This is a genomic window from Pseudomonas sp. NMS19W (assembly GCF_051554255.1).
Classification (GTDB): domain Bacteria; phylum Pseudomonadota; class Gammaproteobacteria; order Pseudomonadales; family Pseudomonadaceae; genus Aquipseudomonas; species Aquipseudomonas kribbensis.
This window is the reverse complement of record NZ_CP136718.1, coordinates 4,721,930-4,739,054: the sequence shown is the minus strand read 5'-3', so window position 1 is coordinate 4,739,054 and position 17,125 is coordinate 4,721,930. Positions and strand designations below refer to the sequence as shown.

The window sequence follows — 17,125 nt, the reverse complement described above, 5'->3', positions numbered from 1 at the left end:
AGCCTGCGGGGCAGCCTTTGGCGGCGCCCGCAGGTCAGGGGCAACGCTTACAGATCAGCCAGGGTCGACACCAGAATCGCCTTGATGGTGTGCATACGGTTTTCCGCTTGCTCGAAGGCGATGCAGGCCGGCGACTCGAACACGTCGTCGGTCACTTCAATGCCGTTGGCCAGGTGCGGATACTGCTCGGCGATCTGTTTGCCGACCTTGGTATCGCTGTTGTGGAACGCCGGCAGGCAGTGCATGAACTTGGTGCGCGGGTTGCCGGTGGCTTTCATCAGTTGCGCGTTGACCTGGTACGGCAGCAATTGCTCGATGCGCTCGGCCCAGGCTTCAACCGGCTCGCCCATCGATACCCAGACGTCGGTATGGATGAAGTCCACGCCTTTGACCGCAGCTTTCGGGTCTTCGGTCAGGGTGATGCGGGCACCGCTTTCTTCTGCGTATTTTTTGCAGCGCTGTACCAGATCATCGTGGGGCCACAGGGCTTTCGGCGCGCAGATGCGCACGTCCATGCCCAGTTTGGCGCCGACCAGCAGCAGCGAGTTGCCCATGTTGTTGCGGGCGTCGCCCAGGTAGGCGTAGCTGATCTCGTGGATCGGCTTGTCGGCGTGCTCACGCATGGTCAGTACGTCGGCGATCATCTGGGTCGGGTGATATTCATCGGTCAGGCCGTTGAACACCGGTACGCCGGCGAACTTGGCCAGCTCTTCGACGATTTCCTGCTTGAAGCCACGGTACTCGATGGCGTCGTACATGCGACCCAGCACGCGGGCCGTGTCTTTCATGCTTTCCTTGTGGCCGATCTGCGAGGAATTCGGGTCGATGTAGGTGACGTTGGCGCCCTGGTCATAGGCGGCGACTTCGAACGCGCAGCGGGTGCGGGTCGAGGTTTTTTCGAAGATCAGGGCGATGTTGTTGCCCTTCAGGTGTTGCTGCTCGGTGCCGGTGTACTTGGCGCGTTTCAGGTCGCGGGACAGGTCGAGCAGGTAACGCAGCTCACGTGGGGTGTGGTGTTCCAGGCTGAGCAGGTTACGGTTGTGGATGTTGAAAGCCATGATGGATCTCCTTGCCCGACACTGTGAAAGCTACTGCGCTCGGAAATACTGCGTTAAAAACAGGCTCGGAATGCTCATTTACAGCCAGTAAACTCCGCTTCCTCGCCTGTTTTTGCCTTGTCTTTCCTTCGCTCGCTACGCTTTCACAGCGCCGGGTCGTTTTAAGTCAAAAAGTTAGTAGTCGATCGGGTCGCGGATGATCGGGCAGGTCATGCAGTGGCCGCCGCCACGGCCACGGCCCAGTTCGCCGGCGCTGATGGTGATGACCTCCACGCCTGCCTTGCGCAGCAGGGTGTTGGTGTAGGTGTTGCGGTCGTAGCCGATGACCACACCCGGTTCCACGGCCACCACGTTGTTGCCGTCATCCCATTGCTCGCGTTCGGCGGCGAAGCTGTTGCCGCCGGTTTCCACCACGCGCAGGTTCGGCAGGTTCAGCGAGTTGGCCACGACTTCGAGGAACGTTTTGTTCTCCCGTCGTACGTCCAGACCGTAAGGCTTGCTTTCGTCAGGACGGATGATGAACGGCACGATTTCCTTGACCACTTCCGGGAAGATCGTGACCAGGTCGCGGTCGCAGAAGCTGAATACGGTGTCCAGGTGCATCGCCGCGCGGGATTTCGGCAGGCCGGCGACCACGACTTTTTCCACCGCACCCTTGGCGAACAGCGACTGTGCGAGTTGGCCGATGGCCTGGCGCGAGGTGCGCTCGCCCATGCCGATCAACACCACGCCATTGCCGATCGGCATCACGTCGCCGCCCTCGAGGGTGGCTTTGCCGTGGTCCTTGTCCGGGTCGCCGTACCATACTTCGAAGTCGGCGCCGGTGAAGTCGGGGTGGAATTTGTAGATGGCAGTGGTCAGCAGGGTTTCCTGACGACGGGCCGGCCAGTACATCGGATTGAGGGTCACACCGCCGTAGATCCAGCAAGTGGTGTCGCGGGTGAACTGGGTGTTGGGCAGCGGGTCGAGCAGGAAGCTGGAATGGCCCAGGTAGTCGCGGTACATCTTGATCACGCTGGCGCCTTCGCTGTCCGGCAGATCCTCGCCGGCCACGCCGCCGATCAGGAACTCGGCAAGCTTGCGCGGCTCCAGGCCTTCGAGCCAGCTGCGCACTTCGTTGGTCAGGCCGACGCCGACGGTGTCCGGGGTGATCTTGCGATCCAGAATCCATTTCAGCGCTTCGGGGTTGCCGACGATGTCGGTCAGCAGGTTGTGCATTTCCAGCACTTCGATCCCGCGCTCGCGCATTTTGGTGACGAAGTCGAAGTGGTCGCGCTTGGCCTGATTGACCCAGATCACATCGTCGAACAGCAGTTCGTCGCAGTTGCTCGGGGTCAGCCGCTGGTGGGCCAGACCTGGGGAACAAACCATGACTTTGCGCAGTTTGCCGGCTTCGGAATGGACGCCGTACTTAACTTTTTCCGTGGTCATTTCAGTGATCCTCCAGAGATAAAACGTTTGGCAATTACAGAGTCAGGAAGCCGTCGTAGAGACCGTAGGCTGCCACCAGGGCGCCCACGACCACCGCGGCGAAAATCAGCTTCTCGACGTTGGTGAAAACCGGTTGTTTGAGTTCGAGCTTGGCCTTGGCGAACAGGATTGCGCCGGGCGCATAGAGCAGGGCCGAGAGCAGCAGGTACTTCACGCCGCCGGCGTAGAGCAGCCAGACCGCGTAGATCAGGGCGATACCACCGATGATCAGGTCCTTGCGCCGTTCTGCCGCGAAGCCTTCGTAGCTTTCGCCACGTACCGCCAGCAGCAGGGCGTAGGCCGCCGACCACAGGTACGGCACCAGAATCATCGACGTGGCGAGGTAGATCAGCGACAGGTAAGTGCTGGCCGAGAACAGGGTGATGACCAGGAACAGCTGGACCATCGCGTTGGTCAGCCACAGGGCGTTGACCGGCACATGGTTGGCGTTCTCCTTGCGCAGGAACTCCGGCATGGTGTGGTCCTTGGCGGCGGCGAACATGATCTCCGCGCACAGCAGCACCCACGACAACAGCGCTCCCAGCAGCGAGATGATCAGACCGACGCTGATCAGCACCGCGCCCCAGTGACCGACCACGTGCTCAAGCACGGCGGCCATCGACGGGTTCTGCAGTTTGGCCAGTTCCGGTTGGGTCATGATGCCCAGCGACAGCACGTTCACCAGCACCAGGAACAGCAGCACAGTGATGAAGCCGATCACGGTGGCTTTACCCACATCCGAACGTTTTTCCGCCCGGGCCGAGAAAATGCTCGCGCCTTCGATGCCGATGAACACCCACACGGTGACCAGCATCATGTTGCGCACCTGGTTCATCACGCTGCCCAGGTCCGGGTTTTTCACACCCCAGATGTCGGCGGTGAAGATGTCCAGTTTGAAGGCGAAGATCGCGATCAGGACGAACAGCAGCAGCGGCACAACCTTGGCGACGGTGGTCACCAGGTTGATGAACGCCGCTTCCTTGATCCCGCGCAGCACCAGAAAGTGCACGGCCCACAGCAGCACCGAGGCACCAATCACGGCGGCAACGGTGTTGCCTTCACCGAAAATCGGAAAGAAATAGCCGAGGGTACTGAAGAGCAGAACGAAGTAACCGACGTTGCCCAGCCAGGCGCTGATCCAGTAGCCCCAGGCGGACGAGAAACCCATGTAGTCGCCAAAACCTGCCTTGGCGTAGGCGTATACGCCGCCGTCCAGGTCAGGTTTGCGATTGGCGAGGGTTTGAAAGACGAAAGCGAGGGTGAGCATGCCGACGGCGGTGATGGCCCATCCGATCAGTACCGCACCGACGTCGGCGCTGGCGGCCATGTTTTGTGGCAAAGAGAATATCCCGCCACCGATCATTGATCCGACTACCAGGGCAACCAGTGCACCTAGTCGTAGTTTTCCGGGAGCTTCAGACATTGCATGACTCCATTGCAGGAGAGAAGAGTTCACAGCGTAGTTCTGTTGACTGTTCAAACAGCTGACATAGATCAGTGCATGGCCACATTCCATTGTTAATGAATGACTTATGAATCCACTGCAGGCATAAGGCTACTGTCTGGAAGGCCCGTCCCAGAGGCCTTTGGTCGATATGGTTGGGAATGGATCCTATTACTTTCGAGTTATCACGCTAGTTGCTTTTCAGGTTTTGGCAAATTTTTCACATCTGTTTTCAGTACAGAATTGATTTATTAGGATCGGCGCACAAAACTGACTTAACGTGCTAGGCGTTAGCGTCATCCGCTATATATAAGTGGGCGTTTGTTGGCATTACCTGATAAACGTCTTCGACTGTTAGCTGTTTAGTTAATAGTTGTTACAAATAAAACCTCACCACATCTTTCAAGGAGATTTGTATGTCGCAACCGACGCAAAAGCTGCGCCTTGGCGCGCTGATCGCCCTGGTGGTGGGTTCGATGATTGGCGGGGGATTTTCTCCTTGCCGCAGAACATGGCGGCTCGTGCCGACGCCGGCGCCATCCTGATCGGCTGGGGAATTACCGCCATCGGCATGCTGACTCTGGCGTTCGTGTTCCAGACCCTGGCGAACCGCAAGCCGGAACTGGATTCCGGCGTCTACGCCTACGCCAAGGCCGGATTCGGCGACTACATGGGTTTCTCTTCAGCGTGGGGTTACTGGATCAGTGCCTGGCTGGGCAACGTCGGGTATTTCGTGTTGCTGTTCAGCACCCTCGGCTACTTCTTTCCGGTGTTCGGCCAGGGCAACACGCCGATCGCCATCGGTTGCGCCTCGGTGCTGCTGTGGGCCGTACATTTTCTGGTGATGCGCGGGATCAAGGAGGCGGCGTTCATCAACCAGTTGACCACCGTGGCCAAGATCGTGCCGCTGATCATGTTCATCGTCGTCGCTGCCGTGGCGTTCAAGGCCGATATCTTCACCCGTGACATCTGGGGCCGCAGCAATCCGAATTTCGGCGGGGTGATGGATCAGGTGCGCAACATGATGCTGGTGACGGTGTTCGTGTTCATCGGCATCGAAGGCGCCAGCGTGTATTCGGCGCGAGCCGAGAAACGTTCGGATGTCGGCAGGGCCACGGTGATTGGCTTCATCGGCGTGCTGGCGCTGTTGGTGCTGGTCAACGTGCTGTCGCTGGGGATCATGAGCCAGCCGGAACTGGCGACACTGCAGAACCCTTCGCTGGCGGCTGTGCTGGAACACATCGTCGGGCCGTGGGGCGCGCTGGCGATCAGCATCGGTCTGGCGATTTCGTTGCTTGGCGCATTATTGTCATGGGCGCTGCTGTGCGCCGAAATCCTCTTCGCCACGGCCAAGGACAAGACCATGCCGGCGTTCCTGAAAAAGGAAAATGCCAACCATGTGCCGGTCAATGCGCTGTGGCTGACCAACGTGATGATCCAGATTTTCCTGCTGATCACGCTGTTTTCCGCCGGCACCTACACCAGCCTGATCTACCTCGCCTCGTCGATGATTCTGGTGCCGTACCTGTGGTCGGCGGCCTATGCGGTGCTGTTGAGCGGGCGCGGCGAAACCTATGAACATGCCTCGGCCGAACGCACCAAGGACCTGCTGATCGGCGGTATCGCCCTGTGCTACGCGGTGTGGTTGCTGTATGCCGGCGGGGTGAAATACCTGCTGTTGTCGGCGCTGCTGTATGCCCCGGGGGTGATCCTGTTCGCCAAGGCCAAGCATGAGCAGGGTGAGCCGCTGTTTACCACCATCGAAAAGGGGATTTTCACCTGCGTCATCGCCGGGGCCGGGCTCGCGGCCTACGGCTTGTACAGCGGCTTGCTGTCACTGTGAGGCTGCGGCTCGAATACCAGGCGCCCTACGACTGGCCGGCGATGCTCGGGTTTCTCGCCGCGCGGGCGGTGGTCGGGATGGAGGCGGTGATAGAGGGTGTGTATTCGCGCAGCATCGGTTTGGACGGCGTTCACGGCACGGTTTCGGTCTGGCCCGGTGACGGCGATGCGCTGGAGGTGGAACTGGATTTTCCGGATGCGGCGGCGGTTCCCGAGATCGTTGCGCGCTTGCGACGGTTATTCGATCTGGACGCGGATCTGCCGACGATGCAGCGGCATTTGAAGGCAGATCCGCTGCTGGCGCCATTGATTGCCGAGCGTCCGGGGTTGCGGGTACCGGGGACGTGGGACGGTCTGGAACTGGCGTTTAGGGCGGTGCTGGGGCAGCAGATCACCGTGGTCGGGGCGATCCGGCTGGCGGGGAAACTGCTGGCGCAGTATGGCGAGCCGTTGCGTTCATCGGTGCCTGGACTGACTCACGTCTTTCCTCGGGCAGCCGTTTTGGCGAGCGCCGATCTGGCGACGCTGGGCATGCCGAAAAGTCGTGGGCGCACCTTGTCCGGGGTGGCGCAGGCGTTGCTGGATGATCCGCTGCTGTTTGCCTCCGGGACGGCGCGCTTGCTGGCGCTGCACGGGATTGGCGACTGGACGGCGCAGTACATTGCCCTGCGACAGTTACGGGATATGGACGGGTTCCCGACCGGGGATGTGGGGTTGCTGCGAGCACTGGAGGTGCTGCAAGGAGAGCGGATGACGGCGCGGGAATTGTCTGTCCGCGCCGAGGCCTGGCGACCGTTTCGCGGTTATGCGGCGCAGTTGCTGTGGACTTCGTCGAGTCGTGCGGATTGATACCCGCACACCTTCAAAACCATCGCGGTTGATGTGAACCCAACTCGGTGGCCGGCAATGACCACTGCAATGGCGTCCCGCTGATCTTCAAAGGCGCTTGCAGCCGATGCGCCGGACCCCAGGGCGTCTGCTCCACCTGTGAGTTTTGATCCTGTTCATCTTCCGGACGCAGCACTTCGTTCGTGCCCCGCCCCTGCTCGATCAATAACTTCGCCGTCCGCGCCAGCGACAACCTTGCGGATCCACCTCGACCACTGCGCAGTCTCTCAGCCAGCAACCGGATCACACTCGCCGCCATCAGATACCCCGTCCCATGATCCAGCGCCTGTACCGGCAGCGGTGTCGGTTTGTCCGCCTGCTTCCAGCGCCGCCCGGCCTCGGCAATCCCGCTGCTCATCTGCACCAGACTGTCGAAGCCCCGACGGTTCTGCCATGGGCCGCTCCAGCCGTAGGCGTTGAGGCAGACATCGATCAGCCCCCGGGCCAGTTGTCGGCGACGTTCGGCGCCGAAACCGAGGTGTTCAAGCGCATCGGCGCGATAGCCGTGCAGCAGAATGTCAGCGTCCTTGAGCAAACCTTCGAACACCGCACGATCTGCCGGTTGATGCAGATCCAGTCGTGCACAGCGTTTACCGAGGGTGACTTCCGGCACCACGCCGGGTTCGTTCCAGGTCGGCGGGTCGATGCGCAGGACATTGGCGCCTAGCCCCGCGAGAAAGCGGCTGGCGGTCGGGCCGGCGAGCACGCGGGTCAAATCGAGCACCTTGAGCCCGGCCAATGGCTGCGCCATCGAGCCTTGCCAGAGTTGACGACTTTCATCTTTCCCATCACTGAAATGCACCAAGGGTTCGGCGTTCACCGCCAATCCTTGCGGGTGTTTCTGCCACTGTTCCCAACTGCGCATTTCGGCAGCACAACCCTTGGCATCGACCACCGCTTGCTCCAGATCGGCGCTGGTCCATTGCGCGACTTTCGTCGCCATGGCCGCACGATCGGCACAGGCACCCAGCACGCTTTCAGCGGCGGCGCGATGATGCGGGGCGTTGGTGTGCAGGCGGATCCAGCCATCCTTTGTTGCGTAGTCGCCGGCCACCGGATCCCACAGCGGCGGGACCTCCCAGCCGATCGGTCGCAGCGAGGTGGCAAACCAGAACGAGGCGAGGCGGCGGTCAACTTCGACGCTGGGCAGGTGGCCGGTCTGCTGCCGTAGCAATTCGCCGACCGCTTGCCCCGCCGCGGCAATGCTCGCGCAGGCAAGGTCGGTGACAGCAAACGCCGAGGGCAGGGCGCCCTCGCCGGTGAACGGAATCGGCGTGTGGGGCAAGCCGAGTGCGGCTTGAATGGACGTGAGCAGATCAGTCATCGAAGGCCCTCCGGGAGAGGGCCTGATCATAGATCAAATCAGACGCGGAACTGATCCATCAATTTCATCTGCTGGCTGGCCAGGGCGTTGAGCTGGCTGCTGATCGCCGCCGATTCGGTGGCCTGTTCGGTCAGGGTTTCGGTGACGGTACGGATCGCCGATACGTTGCGGTTGACCTCTTCGGCCACCGCACTCTGCTGTTCGGCGGCGCTGGCGATTTGCAGGTTCATGTCGCTGATCACGGTGACCGCGTCACTGATCTTGCCGAGCGCGTCCACGGCCTGGCGGATCTGCCCGGCGTTGTTGTGGGCCTGGGTCTGGCTCGAATGCATGGTCGCGACCACGCCACGGGTGCCGGTCTGGATGCGTTCGATTACCACGCGGATTTCTTCCACCGAATCCTGCGTGCGCTTGGCCAGGTTACGCACTTCGTCGGCCACCACCGCAAAACCACGACCGCTTTCACCAGCGCGGGCTGCTTCGATCGCGGCGTTCAGCGCCAGCAGGTTGGTCTGTTCGGCAATGCTGCGGATCACTTCCAGCACCGAGCCGATTTGCTCGCTGTTGACCGCCAGTTCCTCGACTTCGGTCACCGCTTTGCTGACTTCATCGGCCAGTTGATTGATGTCACGGGTGCTGCGCTCGATGATCGACATCCCGTCCTTGGCCGACTGATCGGCGCCCTTGGCGGCATTGGCGGCGTTCGAGGCGCTGTTGGCCACGTCGTGGGCGGTGGCGCTCATTTCGTTGGAGGCGGTGGCCACCTGATCGATTTCGCGGAACTGCACTTGCATGCCTTCGCTGGTCTGGCGGGCGATTTCCGACGACTGATCGGCGGTGCCACGGCCTTCGGTGATGCTTTGTTTGATCTGGGCGATGGTCGGCTGCAGCTTGTCGAGGAAGCGGTTGAACCAGTTCACCAGTTCGCCGAGTTCATCCTTTTTGGTGTAGTTCAGGCGCTGGGTCAGATCGCCTTCGCCGCTGGCAATGTTCTTCAGCATCTCGGCGACGCTGTTGATCGGCCGGGTCACGCCCGAAGCGGTGAGCCAGATCAGCATAAGGCCGATCAGACCGGCGATCACGGCCACCGCCAACGCGGTCATCACGCCGGTTTGCTGAGCGTCATCGAGCACTGCTTGCAGTTTGACCGAGTCGGCCAGCAGCACTTGTTTCGGCAGGTCGATGACCACACCCCAGGCCCGGGAATTGCCGATCGGATCGACCGGGTACACGGCGCGGATCAGGTCGCCCTGTTCGAGAATCTTCGGTGTGCCGGCGCTCAGCAGTTGCAGGATGTCCTTGCCTTCGGCGCCGAGGGTTTCGGCGATGCCTTTGCCGACCTTGGTCGCGTCAGTGCTGTAGGCGCCGAGTACGCCGCTGCCGGAGACGATCAGCATGTGCCCGGCACCGTTGAACAGTTCGCGCTGGGAACCCACGGCCGCCGCTTGCAGGGCGTCGAGGGCGATGTCGATGCCGACCACGCCGATGGCCTTGCCGTCCACCAGCAGCGGCACGGAAATGGTGGTCATGAGCATTTCCTTGGTGCCCACGGTGTCGGCGTACGGGTCGAGCAGGCAGGTGCGCTTGTTGTCGCGAGGGCAGGTGTACCAGCTGTTGTAGGGCGTGCCGCTGACGCTGAGGGTGGTCTTGGTCATGTCTTCTTCGACCATGATCGTGTTCAGCGCAGAACCCCCGGCGCGGCTCCAGTAGGTGGCGAAGCGCCCGGCTTCGTTGGACTGGCGCGCGGCGTCGTTGACGAACTCGCTGTCCTTGCCGTCCAGGCCGTTGGGTTCGAAGGCCAGCCAGATACCCAGCACCTTGCTGTTGCGCTCGAACGCGGTTTTCAGGCTCAGGTTCAACTCTTCACGCAAGGTCCCGGCGTCCAGCGAACGCTTGGCGGCCATGACGCGCATGTCCTTGATCTGGTCGGCCAGTGCGGTGATCACCAGCAGGCTCTCGCCGAAGGTTTTCTGCACCTGCACCGCCTGTTCGGCCGCCTTGGCCTGCAGCAGGTTCTGCACGCTGGCGGTGAGCATCTTGCTGCTCGAATCGCTGACCAGTTCGTCGTTCTGGTTGGTCTGGTAGATGTTGATGCCGACGATCAGCGCAACCACGCCGAGCAGGCAGAGCCCGGACAGCAGGACGATTTTCAGGCGAATGGACAGGGAGTCGAACATGGGACGTTCTCGCGAATGAATGAACTGTTGGCTACGGGGCACGGAGTTGCCCGGTTCGCCAAATCCATTCAGCGCCATTCAATGCTCATCGGCGCGGGGCGAGGGTGCATGAGGCGCATGCCGACGAACGGTCACGGCAAAACGTTTGCGCGGGCAAAAGCCCTGAAAAGATGGGGAAAATCAGGAAATCTTCGGCAGCGATTCCGGTCGCGACCAGATCCACAGGTTGCCCAGGGTCATGCCGGCAATCGCCAGGTAAACCGGCCAGCCGTGATCGAGCACCACCAGCATCAGGGTGGCGCACAGCAGCATGCTGACGGTGGCGCTGACCTTGGCCTTGCGGGCGATGATCTTGCCGTTGCGCCAGTTGCTCAGGATCGGACCGAACAGCCGATGGTTTTCCAGCCAGGCACTCAGGCGCGGCGAACTGCGGGTCGCGGCCCAGGCGGCGAGCAGGATGAACTCGGTGGTCGGCAGGCCGGGCACGACAATGGCGATCAGGCCGATGCCGAGGCTGACATAGGCGAGCAGGCCGAACAGCAGGCGGGCGAGTCGGGAGGAGGCAGGTTGGGGCATGGGCTCGAAGTGTGTGAGGCGAAACGGGGATTCTACAGACTTGCTCGGTTCCCATGTGGGAGCGAGCCTGCTCGCGATGGCGGTATATCAGTCGACATCTGAATCGCTAGCAGGCTAGCTCCCACAATGGGGAGTCGGTGTCGCTTCAGGCCGGTTCGGCTTCCGTGGCGTAAGCCTGTTCCAGCAACACGGTGAAGCGGTTGAATGCGTCGATCGCGCCTTGCTCCACTTCGGCTTCTTCTTCGGCACTGAATTGCAGCGAATCGAGGGTGCGCACGAAGCTCTTCCAGCCTTCGGCGCGACCGCCTTCAGGTTCGCCCAGGTGACGGGCGCCGAAGGTTTCGCTCAGTTCCAGCGCGACGGCGCGTTTGATCAGGAACGCCGCGCCGAGCTTGGAGCCCTCGGACACGAAGATCCAGCCCAGTGCGCGGGCCTTGCTCGGGTTTTTCACTGCGCCAGCGACTGGCGCAGGCACTTCAGTGTCGAGGTCGGCCAGGTCGGCCTTGGCCGCTTCAGCGCGGCAGCGGGCCGGCAGATCAGGGACGATGGCAGTCAGTTCGGCATCGTTGTACAGCGACACCAGTTCCGACTGGAACAGGTACTGCGCGACCACGAAACGGGCGAAATTGGCGCGAGTTTCGAACGGCGCGTGAGCCTTGACCAGTGCATCGAGCTTGCTGTGCGGCTCGTGGGTGATCTGGTTCAAGCGTTGCGAACGCAGGGCTTTTTCCGGGGTGCTCATGAGATGTCCTTGATAAAAGAGGCGCTTGATAACGAGACGAACAAGAAGACGTGCGAGCGTAAAAAAAACCTCACTGCGCTGTGATTCGTACACGCAGTGAGGTCGGCCGGATCAGATGTCCCAGACCAGGTTGATCGCGAAATTGCGACCCGGCTGGGTCAGGCGATCGAGGTTGGCCGGTTGTGTCACCGAAGCTTCGCCGACGCTGTCGTAACCGCGCACGTCATCCCACAACCAGTACTTCTTGTCGGTCAGGTTGTAGATGCCGCCGCTGACGGTGACGTCGTCGGTGACCTTGTAGTAGCCGGCCAGATCGAGAATGCCGAAGCCCGGGGATTTGAATTGACTGCTGACACCGTCCGGCGACTTGAAGTTGGTGTCGTCGACGCGATCCTTTTTCTTGACCACGGTCCAGCTCAGCAGGCCACCGTAGTTGTCCTGGTCGTAACCCAGACCGAATACGCCGGTCAGCGGATTGACGCTGTTCAACGGCTCGCCGTTGTCGTTGTTGCGTCCGTAGGCGTAGGAAATCGAACCCTGGGTGTACAGACCTTGCGGCGCGCCGAAGGAGTCCAGGTTCAGGCGACCTTTGACTTCGGCACCCTTGATGGTGGCGTGCTTGATGTTGCTGGACTGGAAGGTCAGCTCGCTGTAGCCCGGGGTGACGGCGTCTTCGTTGATGAAGTCGCGGTACTTGTTATAGAACACAGCTACGTCGAACGAGCCTTGCTCGAAGTTGCCACGCAGACCGGTTTCATAGCTTTTGCTCTTTTCCGGTTCCAGGTTCGGGTTCGGCGCCACGTTGTAGCCGGTGGTGCTGTTCTCGAAGCGGCCGTACAGCGCTTTCGCAGTCGGGGTGCGGAAGCCTTCGGCGTACTGGCCGTACCAGGTGTAGTTGTCGGTCAGAGCGTAGGTCAGGCCGAATTTGGGCGAGACTTTATGCCAGGTCTTGTTTTCGTCGCTCACCGTGCCCTTGCCGTCAGCGGCCACGGTGTTGAGGAATTCCTGGGTGATGTGCGGCTTGAGCTGGGTGTAGTCGTAGCGCAGGCCCGGCAGGAAGGTCCACTTGTTCCAGCTGATCTGATCCTGGGCGAACAGGCTGTAGGTGTTGATGGTCGGGTCCGGGAAGTCGCTGGACTTCTTCAGCACGTCCGCCGCACTGGTGGCGCCGATGGCGGTGCAGCCGCGACCGACTGCCAGGCACTTGCCGTCGCCGCCGCGTGAACCGGTGACTTTCTGTTGCTTGATCGTGGTGCCGTAGGTCAGCACGTGATCGGTGTCACCGATGGCGAATGCCTTGTCCAGTTGCGCATCGAACACCCATTGTTTTTCCTCGTAGATCGTGTCGCGGGTACGCAGCACTTTACGGGTCATCGGGTAGTAGAACTCTTCGGTGCTCTGGTCGGTCTTGGCGACCTGGTGATTGAGGCTCCACTTCACGTTGTCGGCCAGCAGGCTGTCGAGGGCGAAGCTGTGTTCCAGGCCGAAACGCTCACGGGTGACGGTGTCGTTGCCGGTACGCCACTGGTACATGCCGCCGGGCAGCACGCTGTTGGGGATCGTCGGAGCGCCATTGAAGAACGGGCCGCCGTAAGCACTTTTCTGATCGGTGTCGCGATCATCCTTGTACTTTTCGTAGGTCAGGCCCAGACGCGAACCTTCGCTGTAGTTCCAGCCGATCTTGGCCAGCACGTTGGAGGCTTTCACGTCCTCCGGGTTGGCGGCAGTGCGCTCAAGACCGGTGCCGTTGTTGCTGCCGTAGGAGTCGGTTTCATGACCGTCGCGCTGGCTGTAGTGCAGCAAACCGTCGAACTGCTCGGCGCGACCGGCGACGGTGGCGGATTTCAGCCAGCTGTCGTCGGCGGAGCTGTAACCGGTCTTCAGACGGGCGCCAACGTCTTGGCCGGGCTTGATGATGTCATCCGGGTCGAGGGTGTAGTAGCTGACCGCGCCGCCGATGGCGTTGCTGCCGTACAGCACCGAGGCCGGGCCGCGAAGGATTTCCACGCGTTTGACGATTTCCGGGTCGACGTAGTTGCGCTGGGTCTTGGCGTACGGGCCGTTGAAGAAACCGTCGGGGACTTCGACACCGTCGACCTGGGTCAGGATGCGGTCACCGTCGATGCCGCGAATGTTGTAGCCGCTGATGCCGCCGCGCTGGCCGGCGCCGCCGACGGAGACGCCCGGCTCGTAGCGCACCAGATCCTTGATGGTATTGACGTTGTTGCGGTCCAGATCCTGACGGGTCTGCACGGTGACGGTGGCCGGCACGCTGTTGACCGACTGTTCCTGACGGGTGGCGCTGATGGTCACCTGGTCGAGGTTGAGTGCGCCGCTGTTGTTGCGTTTTTCCAGCACGACGTTGTTGTTGCTCAGCTTGCGGAAGCTCAGGTTGGTCCCCACCAACAGTCGCTCCAGGGCTTTTTCCGGTGGCAGCGAACCGCGCACGCCCGGGGACGACACGCCTTTACCCAGTTCAGCCGGCAAACCGACCTGCCAGCCGGTGACGGCGGTGAACGCGTTGAGCGCCGACACCAGCGGTTGCTGGCCGATGGCGAACGAGTAATCGCCCATGTTGCGTGCCGGTTGCTCGGTGGCAGCCATCAGCGGCGCGGTGCCGGCCATCAGGATGGCGGCGGTCAGCAACGACAGCACGCGGGAAGGGGAAGAAGTCTGGCGGGTAAGGCGAGAGGACATCGATAGCGCTCCGTGTCGCACGAATCTTTATAGGTGCTGATTCGCGTCCGAAGATGCGAATCAATTGCATTGGCTATAACGAGACGAACGAGCTTCGGCTATCGAGTAAAAATAATTCTCATTTAGTTCAGAATCACCAGCGCCGGGAATTCCTGAAGCTTGGCCGAGGTGATGTGAGCGAGCGAGCGCACCACGTCCAGCGGCTGGTCGAGGCGGTAATTGCCGGTGACGGCGACGTCGGCCAGGTGTTCGTTGGTGTTGATGATGAAGCCCGGGTAGTAGCGGCGCAGTTCCGCCAGCACCTGGTTCAACGGGCAGTTTTCGAAGATCAACCGACCCTGCACCCACGCCAGATCGGTAGCGGCGTCGACCTTGGCCGGGCGGTCGAAACCGTTCGGACCGATGCGGATGCTTTCCCCGGCGGACAGACGTACCCGCGCATCGTCACGGGTGGCACGGAGATCGACATCGCCACGCTGCACCCGAACCTGTGCCACGCCGTCCAGGTAACGCACGGCGAACGCGGTGTCGCGCACGCTGGCTTTCACCGGCCCGGCGTCGATTTCCAGTGGCTGGGTGCGGCTGGCCGGGATCTCGAAAAACGCTTCGCCCTGATACAGCCGCGCAACTCGTTGGCGATCATTGATCGTGCTGGAGAAGGCGGAATTGGTGTTGAGCAGGACTTTCGAGCCGTCTTCCAACTGCAAACGTTGCCGCTCGCCGACCACGGTCAGGTGATCGGCCTGCAGACGCATGGGCAGGTTGCTGAAACTGAACAGTCCGAGAATCAGCACCGCAGCAGTGGCCAGCGGTTTCCAGTGTGGGCGCACGCGTGTGAGGACGGTGACTTTCTTCGGTCTGGCCGCGAGGTTCTGCGCGCACTGGGCGATCTGCGGGCCGTCCCAGATCGCCTGGGCCTTGGCGAACGCCTGGGCGTTCAACGGATCGGCCGCCAGCCAGGCATGAAACTGCCGGGTCTGCTCCTCGTCCGGGCTGCCGAGCACGATGAGCCAGTCCAGAGCCTGGTCCATTGCGTTGGCGGCGTCCTGCGCCGTGTCGGGCGAAGGAGGGCGGTGGGTGTCCGTCACGGTGTTTCCTCGGCAGTGTCTGTGCACGGCTGTTTTTTTAGTGAAGCGTAAAAGTCGGGCAAGGGTAACAAAGGCCGATGATCAGTGCAGTCGATCCTGTCGTTTACCGAAAAGGCTTAAGACATCAGTCGCCATTCAAGCGCTCGGCGACACCGATGCAAATGGTCATGATCAATTTGAGTTCTTTCTGCACCGTGCTGAGGGACACGCTGAGTTCTTCGGCGATTTCCTGGTAGCTGTGCCCGTGCAGGCGGTTGAGGATGAAGATTTGCTGCTGACGGGGGCTGAGTTCACCGAGGCTCACGTTCAAGCGCTCCAGCAATTGTTCGGCATGGGCGGCGTCTTCGGCGCTGCTGGCGGGGGCGGCGACGCTGTGCACCACGTCCTGCGGCACGTCGTCGACCATGGTGCGTGAGTGAATCTTGCGCGCACGCAAATGGTCCAGCGCCAGGTTGCGCGCGGTCTGGAAAACAAAGGGTTCAAGGTGATCGATGGCCCGTTCGCTCAGCGCCCGCGTGACGCGCAGGTAGGTTTCCTGCAACAGGTCTTCAGCGGTGCTGTGGTTGTTGACCATGCGTTCCAGCGTTCGCAGCAATGAAGTGCGCTGGGCGAGGAAAACGTGATTGAACTGCGACTGACTCACGGGAGGACCTGATCCATTTCGAGCGAATGATAATGCTTATCATCCGCCCGAGTGGTCAAGTGTTGATTTGTCAAAGGTTGGTAAAGCCACTACCCGCCTTCAAATCGGCAGCAGCGGTTTTATTCCGCGTTGCACAGCGCCAGGCAGTTATCGAGCATGCGGTTGGAGAAGCCCCACTCGTTGTCGTACCAGGCCAGCACTTTCAGCAGTTTGCCGCTGGATTTGGTGTGGTTGGCGTCGAAGATCGACGACAGCGGGTTGTGGTTGAAGTCGCTCGATACTAGCGGCAGGGTGTTGTAGCCGAGGATTTTCGAGTGCTGGCTCGCGGCTTTCATCAGTGCGTTGACTTCATCGGCCGAGGCTTCGCGTTTCAACTGAACCGTCAGGTCCACCAGCGACACATTGATCACCGGCACACGCACGGCCATGCCGGTCAGCTTGCCCGCCAGTTCCGGCAGCACCAGGCCCACGGCTTCGGCAGCGCCGGTCTTGCTCGGGATCATGTTCTGCGTGGCGGAACGGGCGCGGTACGGGTCGGTGTGATAGACGTCGGTCAGGTTCTGGTCGTTGGTGTAGGCGTGAATCGTGGTCATCAGACCGCTTTCGATGCCCAGTTCGCGGTGCAGCACCTGGGCCACCGGGGCCAGGCAGTTGGTGGTGCACGAGGCGTTGGAAATGATCTGGTGCGACTGGCGCAGGATGTCGTGGTTCACACCATAGACGACAGTGGCATCGGCGCCTTTGGCCGGGGCCGAGATGATGACTTTGCGCGCACCGGCAGTAATATGCGCGGCGGCTTTGGCCCGGTCGGTGAACAGACCGGTGCATTCGAAGACCACATCAATCTTTTCCGCAGCCCATGGCAGTTCGGCCGGGTTGCGGATCGCGCTGACCGAAATACGGTCACCGTTGACAGTCAGACTCTCGTTGTCATGCGCAACTTCAGCATCGAACGTGCCGTGAACGGTATCGTATTTGAGCAAGTGCGCATTGATCGCGCTGTCGCCCAGATCGTTGATGGCGACGATCTGCAAATCCTGACGATAGCCTTGGGTATACAGTGCGCGCAGGACATTACGGCCGATGCGGCCAAAACCATTGATTGCGATTCGAAGAGTCATTGAACAGCGCCGCCGTCGTTTTGTTGTTGGAATTACAAGATTATTCGCATAAAAA

Annotated in this window: 12 protein-coding genes and 2 pseudogenes; 2 read left to right on the top strand and 12 right to left on the bottom strand. The window is 61.1% G+C overall.

The window, feature by feature from the left end:
• Positions 1–47: 47 nt before the first annotated feature.
• The 3 genes from R1A29_RS21660 to arcD (R1A29_RS21650) form a co-directional block, all read right to left on the bottom strand.
• Positions 48–1,058: an ornithine carbamoyltransferase gene (locus R1A29_RS21660; RefSeq protein ID WP_025126828.1), complete on the bottom strand. Its 1,011-nt coding sequence runs from the start codon at positions 1,056–1,058 to the stop codon at positions 48–50.
• 174 nt (positions 1,059–1,232) lie between these two features.
• Entirely contained in the window at positions 1,233–2,489 is a 1,257-nt protein-coding gene (arcA, locus tag R1A29_RS21655; RefSeq protein WP_085709638.1) for an arginine deiminase, read from the bottom strand.
• 34 nt (positions 2,490–2,523) lie between these two features.
• Positions 2,524–3,951: an arginine-ornithine antiporter gene (gene arcD, locus R1A29_RS21650; protein ID WP_134827880.1), complete on the bottom strand. Its 1,428-nt coding sequence runs from the start codon at positions 3,949–3,951 to the stop codon at positions 2,524–2,526.
• 437 nt (positions 3,952–4,388) lie between these two features.
• Between arcD (R1A29_RS21650) and arcD (R1A29_RS21645) the strand changes: the two are divergent.
• A pseudogene (gene arcD / locus R1A29_RS21645) lies at positions 4,389–5,815 on the top strand (arginine-ornithine antiporter).
• Positions 5,812–6,663, top strand: a complete 852-nt coding sequence (locus tag R1A29_RS21640; RefSeq protein WP_438299517.1) for a DNA-3-methyladenine glycosylase family protein — start codon at positions 5,812–5,814, stop codon at positions 6,661–6,663. The pseudogene arcD (R1A29_RS21645) and the gene R1A29_RS21640 overlap by 4 nt, the downstream one beginning before the upstream one ends.
• A gap of 13 nt (positions 6,664–6,676) precedes the next feature.
• Here the strand turns inward: R1A29_RS21640 and R1A29_RS21635 are convergent, their stop codons facing one another.
• The 9 genes and pseudogenes from R1A29_RS21635 to gap all read right to left on the bottom strand — a co-directional run bounded on the left by R1A29_RS21635 (position 6,677) and on the right by gap (position 17,070).
• Positions 6,677–8,026 carry a CoA transferase gene (locus tag R1A29_RS21635; RefSeq protein ID WP_438299516.1) on the bottom strand — a complete coding sequence of 450 codons (1,350 nt, stop codon included), beginning with the start codon at positions 8,024–8,026 and terminating at the stop codon, positions 6,677–6,679.
• A 38-nt stretch (positions 8,027–8,064) separates the two neighbouring features.
• Positions 8,065–8,820: a methyl-accepting chemotaxis protein gene (locus R1A29_RS21630; RefSeq protein WP_371320921.1), complete on the bottom strand. Its 756-nt coding sequence runs from the start codon at positions 8,818–8,820 to the stop codon at positions 8,065–8,067.
• 102 nt (positions 8,821–8,922) lie between these two features.
• Positions 8,923–9,930 (bottom strand): annotated as a pseudogene (locus tag R1A29_RS21625) (PDC sensor domain-containing protein); the annotation flags it as partial.
• 453 nt (positions 9,931–10,383) lie between these two features.
• Positions 10,384–10,779 (bottom strand): YbaN family protein, encoded by a 396-nt coding sequence (locus tag R1A29_RS21620; RefSeq protein WP_085709643.1) that lies wholly within the window; start codon positions 10,777–10,779, stop codon positions 10,384–10,386.
• 145 nt (positions 10,780–10,924) lie between these two features.
• The gene (locus R1A29_RS21615) at positions 10,925–11,521 is read right to left on the bottom strand and encodes a biliverdin-producing heme oxygenase (protein ID WP_085709644.1); all 597 of its coding nucleotides are present in this window, start codon (positions 11,519–11,521) and stop codon (positions 10,925–10,927) included.
• A 111-nt stretch (positions 11,522–11,632) separates the two neighbouring features.
• Positions 11,633–14,218, bottom strand: coding sequence for a TonB-dependent receptor (locus R1A29_RS21610; RefSeq protein ID WP_438299515.1), 2,586 nt, complete (start codon positions 14,216–14,218; stop codon positions 11,633–11,635).
• 122 nt (positions 14,219–14,340) lie between these two features.
• Positions 14,341–15,306 (bottom strand): FecR family protein, encoded by a 966-nt coding sequence (locus R1A29_RS21605; RefSeq protein WP_438299514.1) that lies wholly within the window; start codon positions 15,304–15,306, stop codon positions 14,341–14,343.
• A gap of 124 nt (positions 15,307–15,430) precedes the next feature.
• Positions 15,431–15,949, bottom strand: a complete 519-nt coding sequence (locus R1A29_RS21600; RefSeq protein ID WP_438299513.1) for an RNA polymerase sigma factor — start codon at positions 15,947–15,949, stop codon at positions 15,431–15,433.
• A 119-nt stretch (positions 15,950–16,068) separates the two neighbouring features.
• Complete coding sequence (gap, locus tag R1A29_RS21595) at positions 16,069–17,070, bottom strand: type I glyceraldehyde-3-phosphate dehydrogenase (protein ID WP_085709648.1); 1,002 nt, start codon at positions 17,068–17,070, stop codon at positions 16,069–16,071.
• Positions 17,071–17,125 lie beyond the last annotated feature (55 nt).

Bases quoted from the DNA above. Each gene is read 5' to 3' on its own strand.
- arcD (WP_134827880.1), bottom strand. From the start codon at position 3,951: ATGTCTGAAGCTCCCGGAAAACTACGACTAGGTGCACTGGTTGCCCTG.
- R1A29_RS21630 (WP_371320921.1), bottom strand. From the start codon at position 8,820: ATGCAAGTGCAGTTCCGCGAAATCGATCAGGTGGCCACCGCCTCCAAC.
- R1A29_RS21610 (WP_438299515.1), bottom strand. From the start codon at position 14,218: ATGTCCTCTCGCCTTACCCGCCAGACTTCTTCCCCTTCCCGCGTGCTG.
- R1A29_RS21660 (WP_025126828.1), bottom strand. From the start codon at position 1,058: ATGGCTTTCAACATCCACAACCGTAACCTGCTCAGCCTGGAACACCAC.
- R1A29_RS21620 (WP_085709643.1), bottom strand. From the start codon at position 10,779: ATGCCCCAACCTGCCTCCTCCCGACTCGCCCGCCTGCTGTTCGGCCTG.
- R1A29_RS21635 (WP_438299516.1), bottom strand. From the start codon at position 8,026: ATGACTGATCTGCTCACGTCCATTCAAGCCGCACTCGGCTTGCCCCAC.
- arcA (WP_085709638.1), bottom strand. From the start codon at position 2,489: ATGACCACGGAAAAAGTTAAGTACGGCGTCCATTCCGAAGCCGGCAAA.
- gap (WP_085709648.1), bottom strand. From the start codon at position 17,070: ATGACTCTTCGAATCGCAATCAATGGTTTTGGCCGCATCGGCCGTAAT.
- R1A29_RS21615 (WP_085709644.1), bottom strand. From the start codon at position 11,521: ATGAGCACCCCGGAAAAAGCCCTGCGTTCGCAACGCTTGAACCAGATC.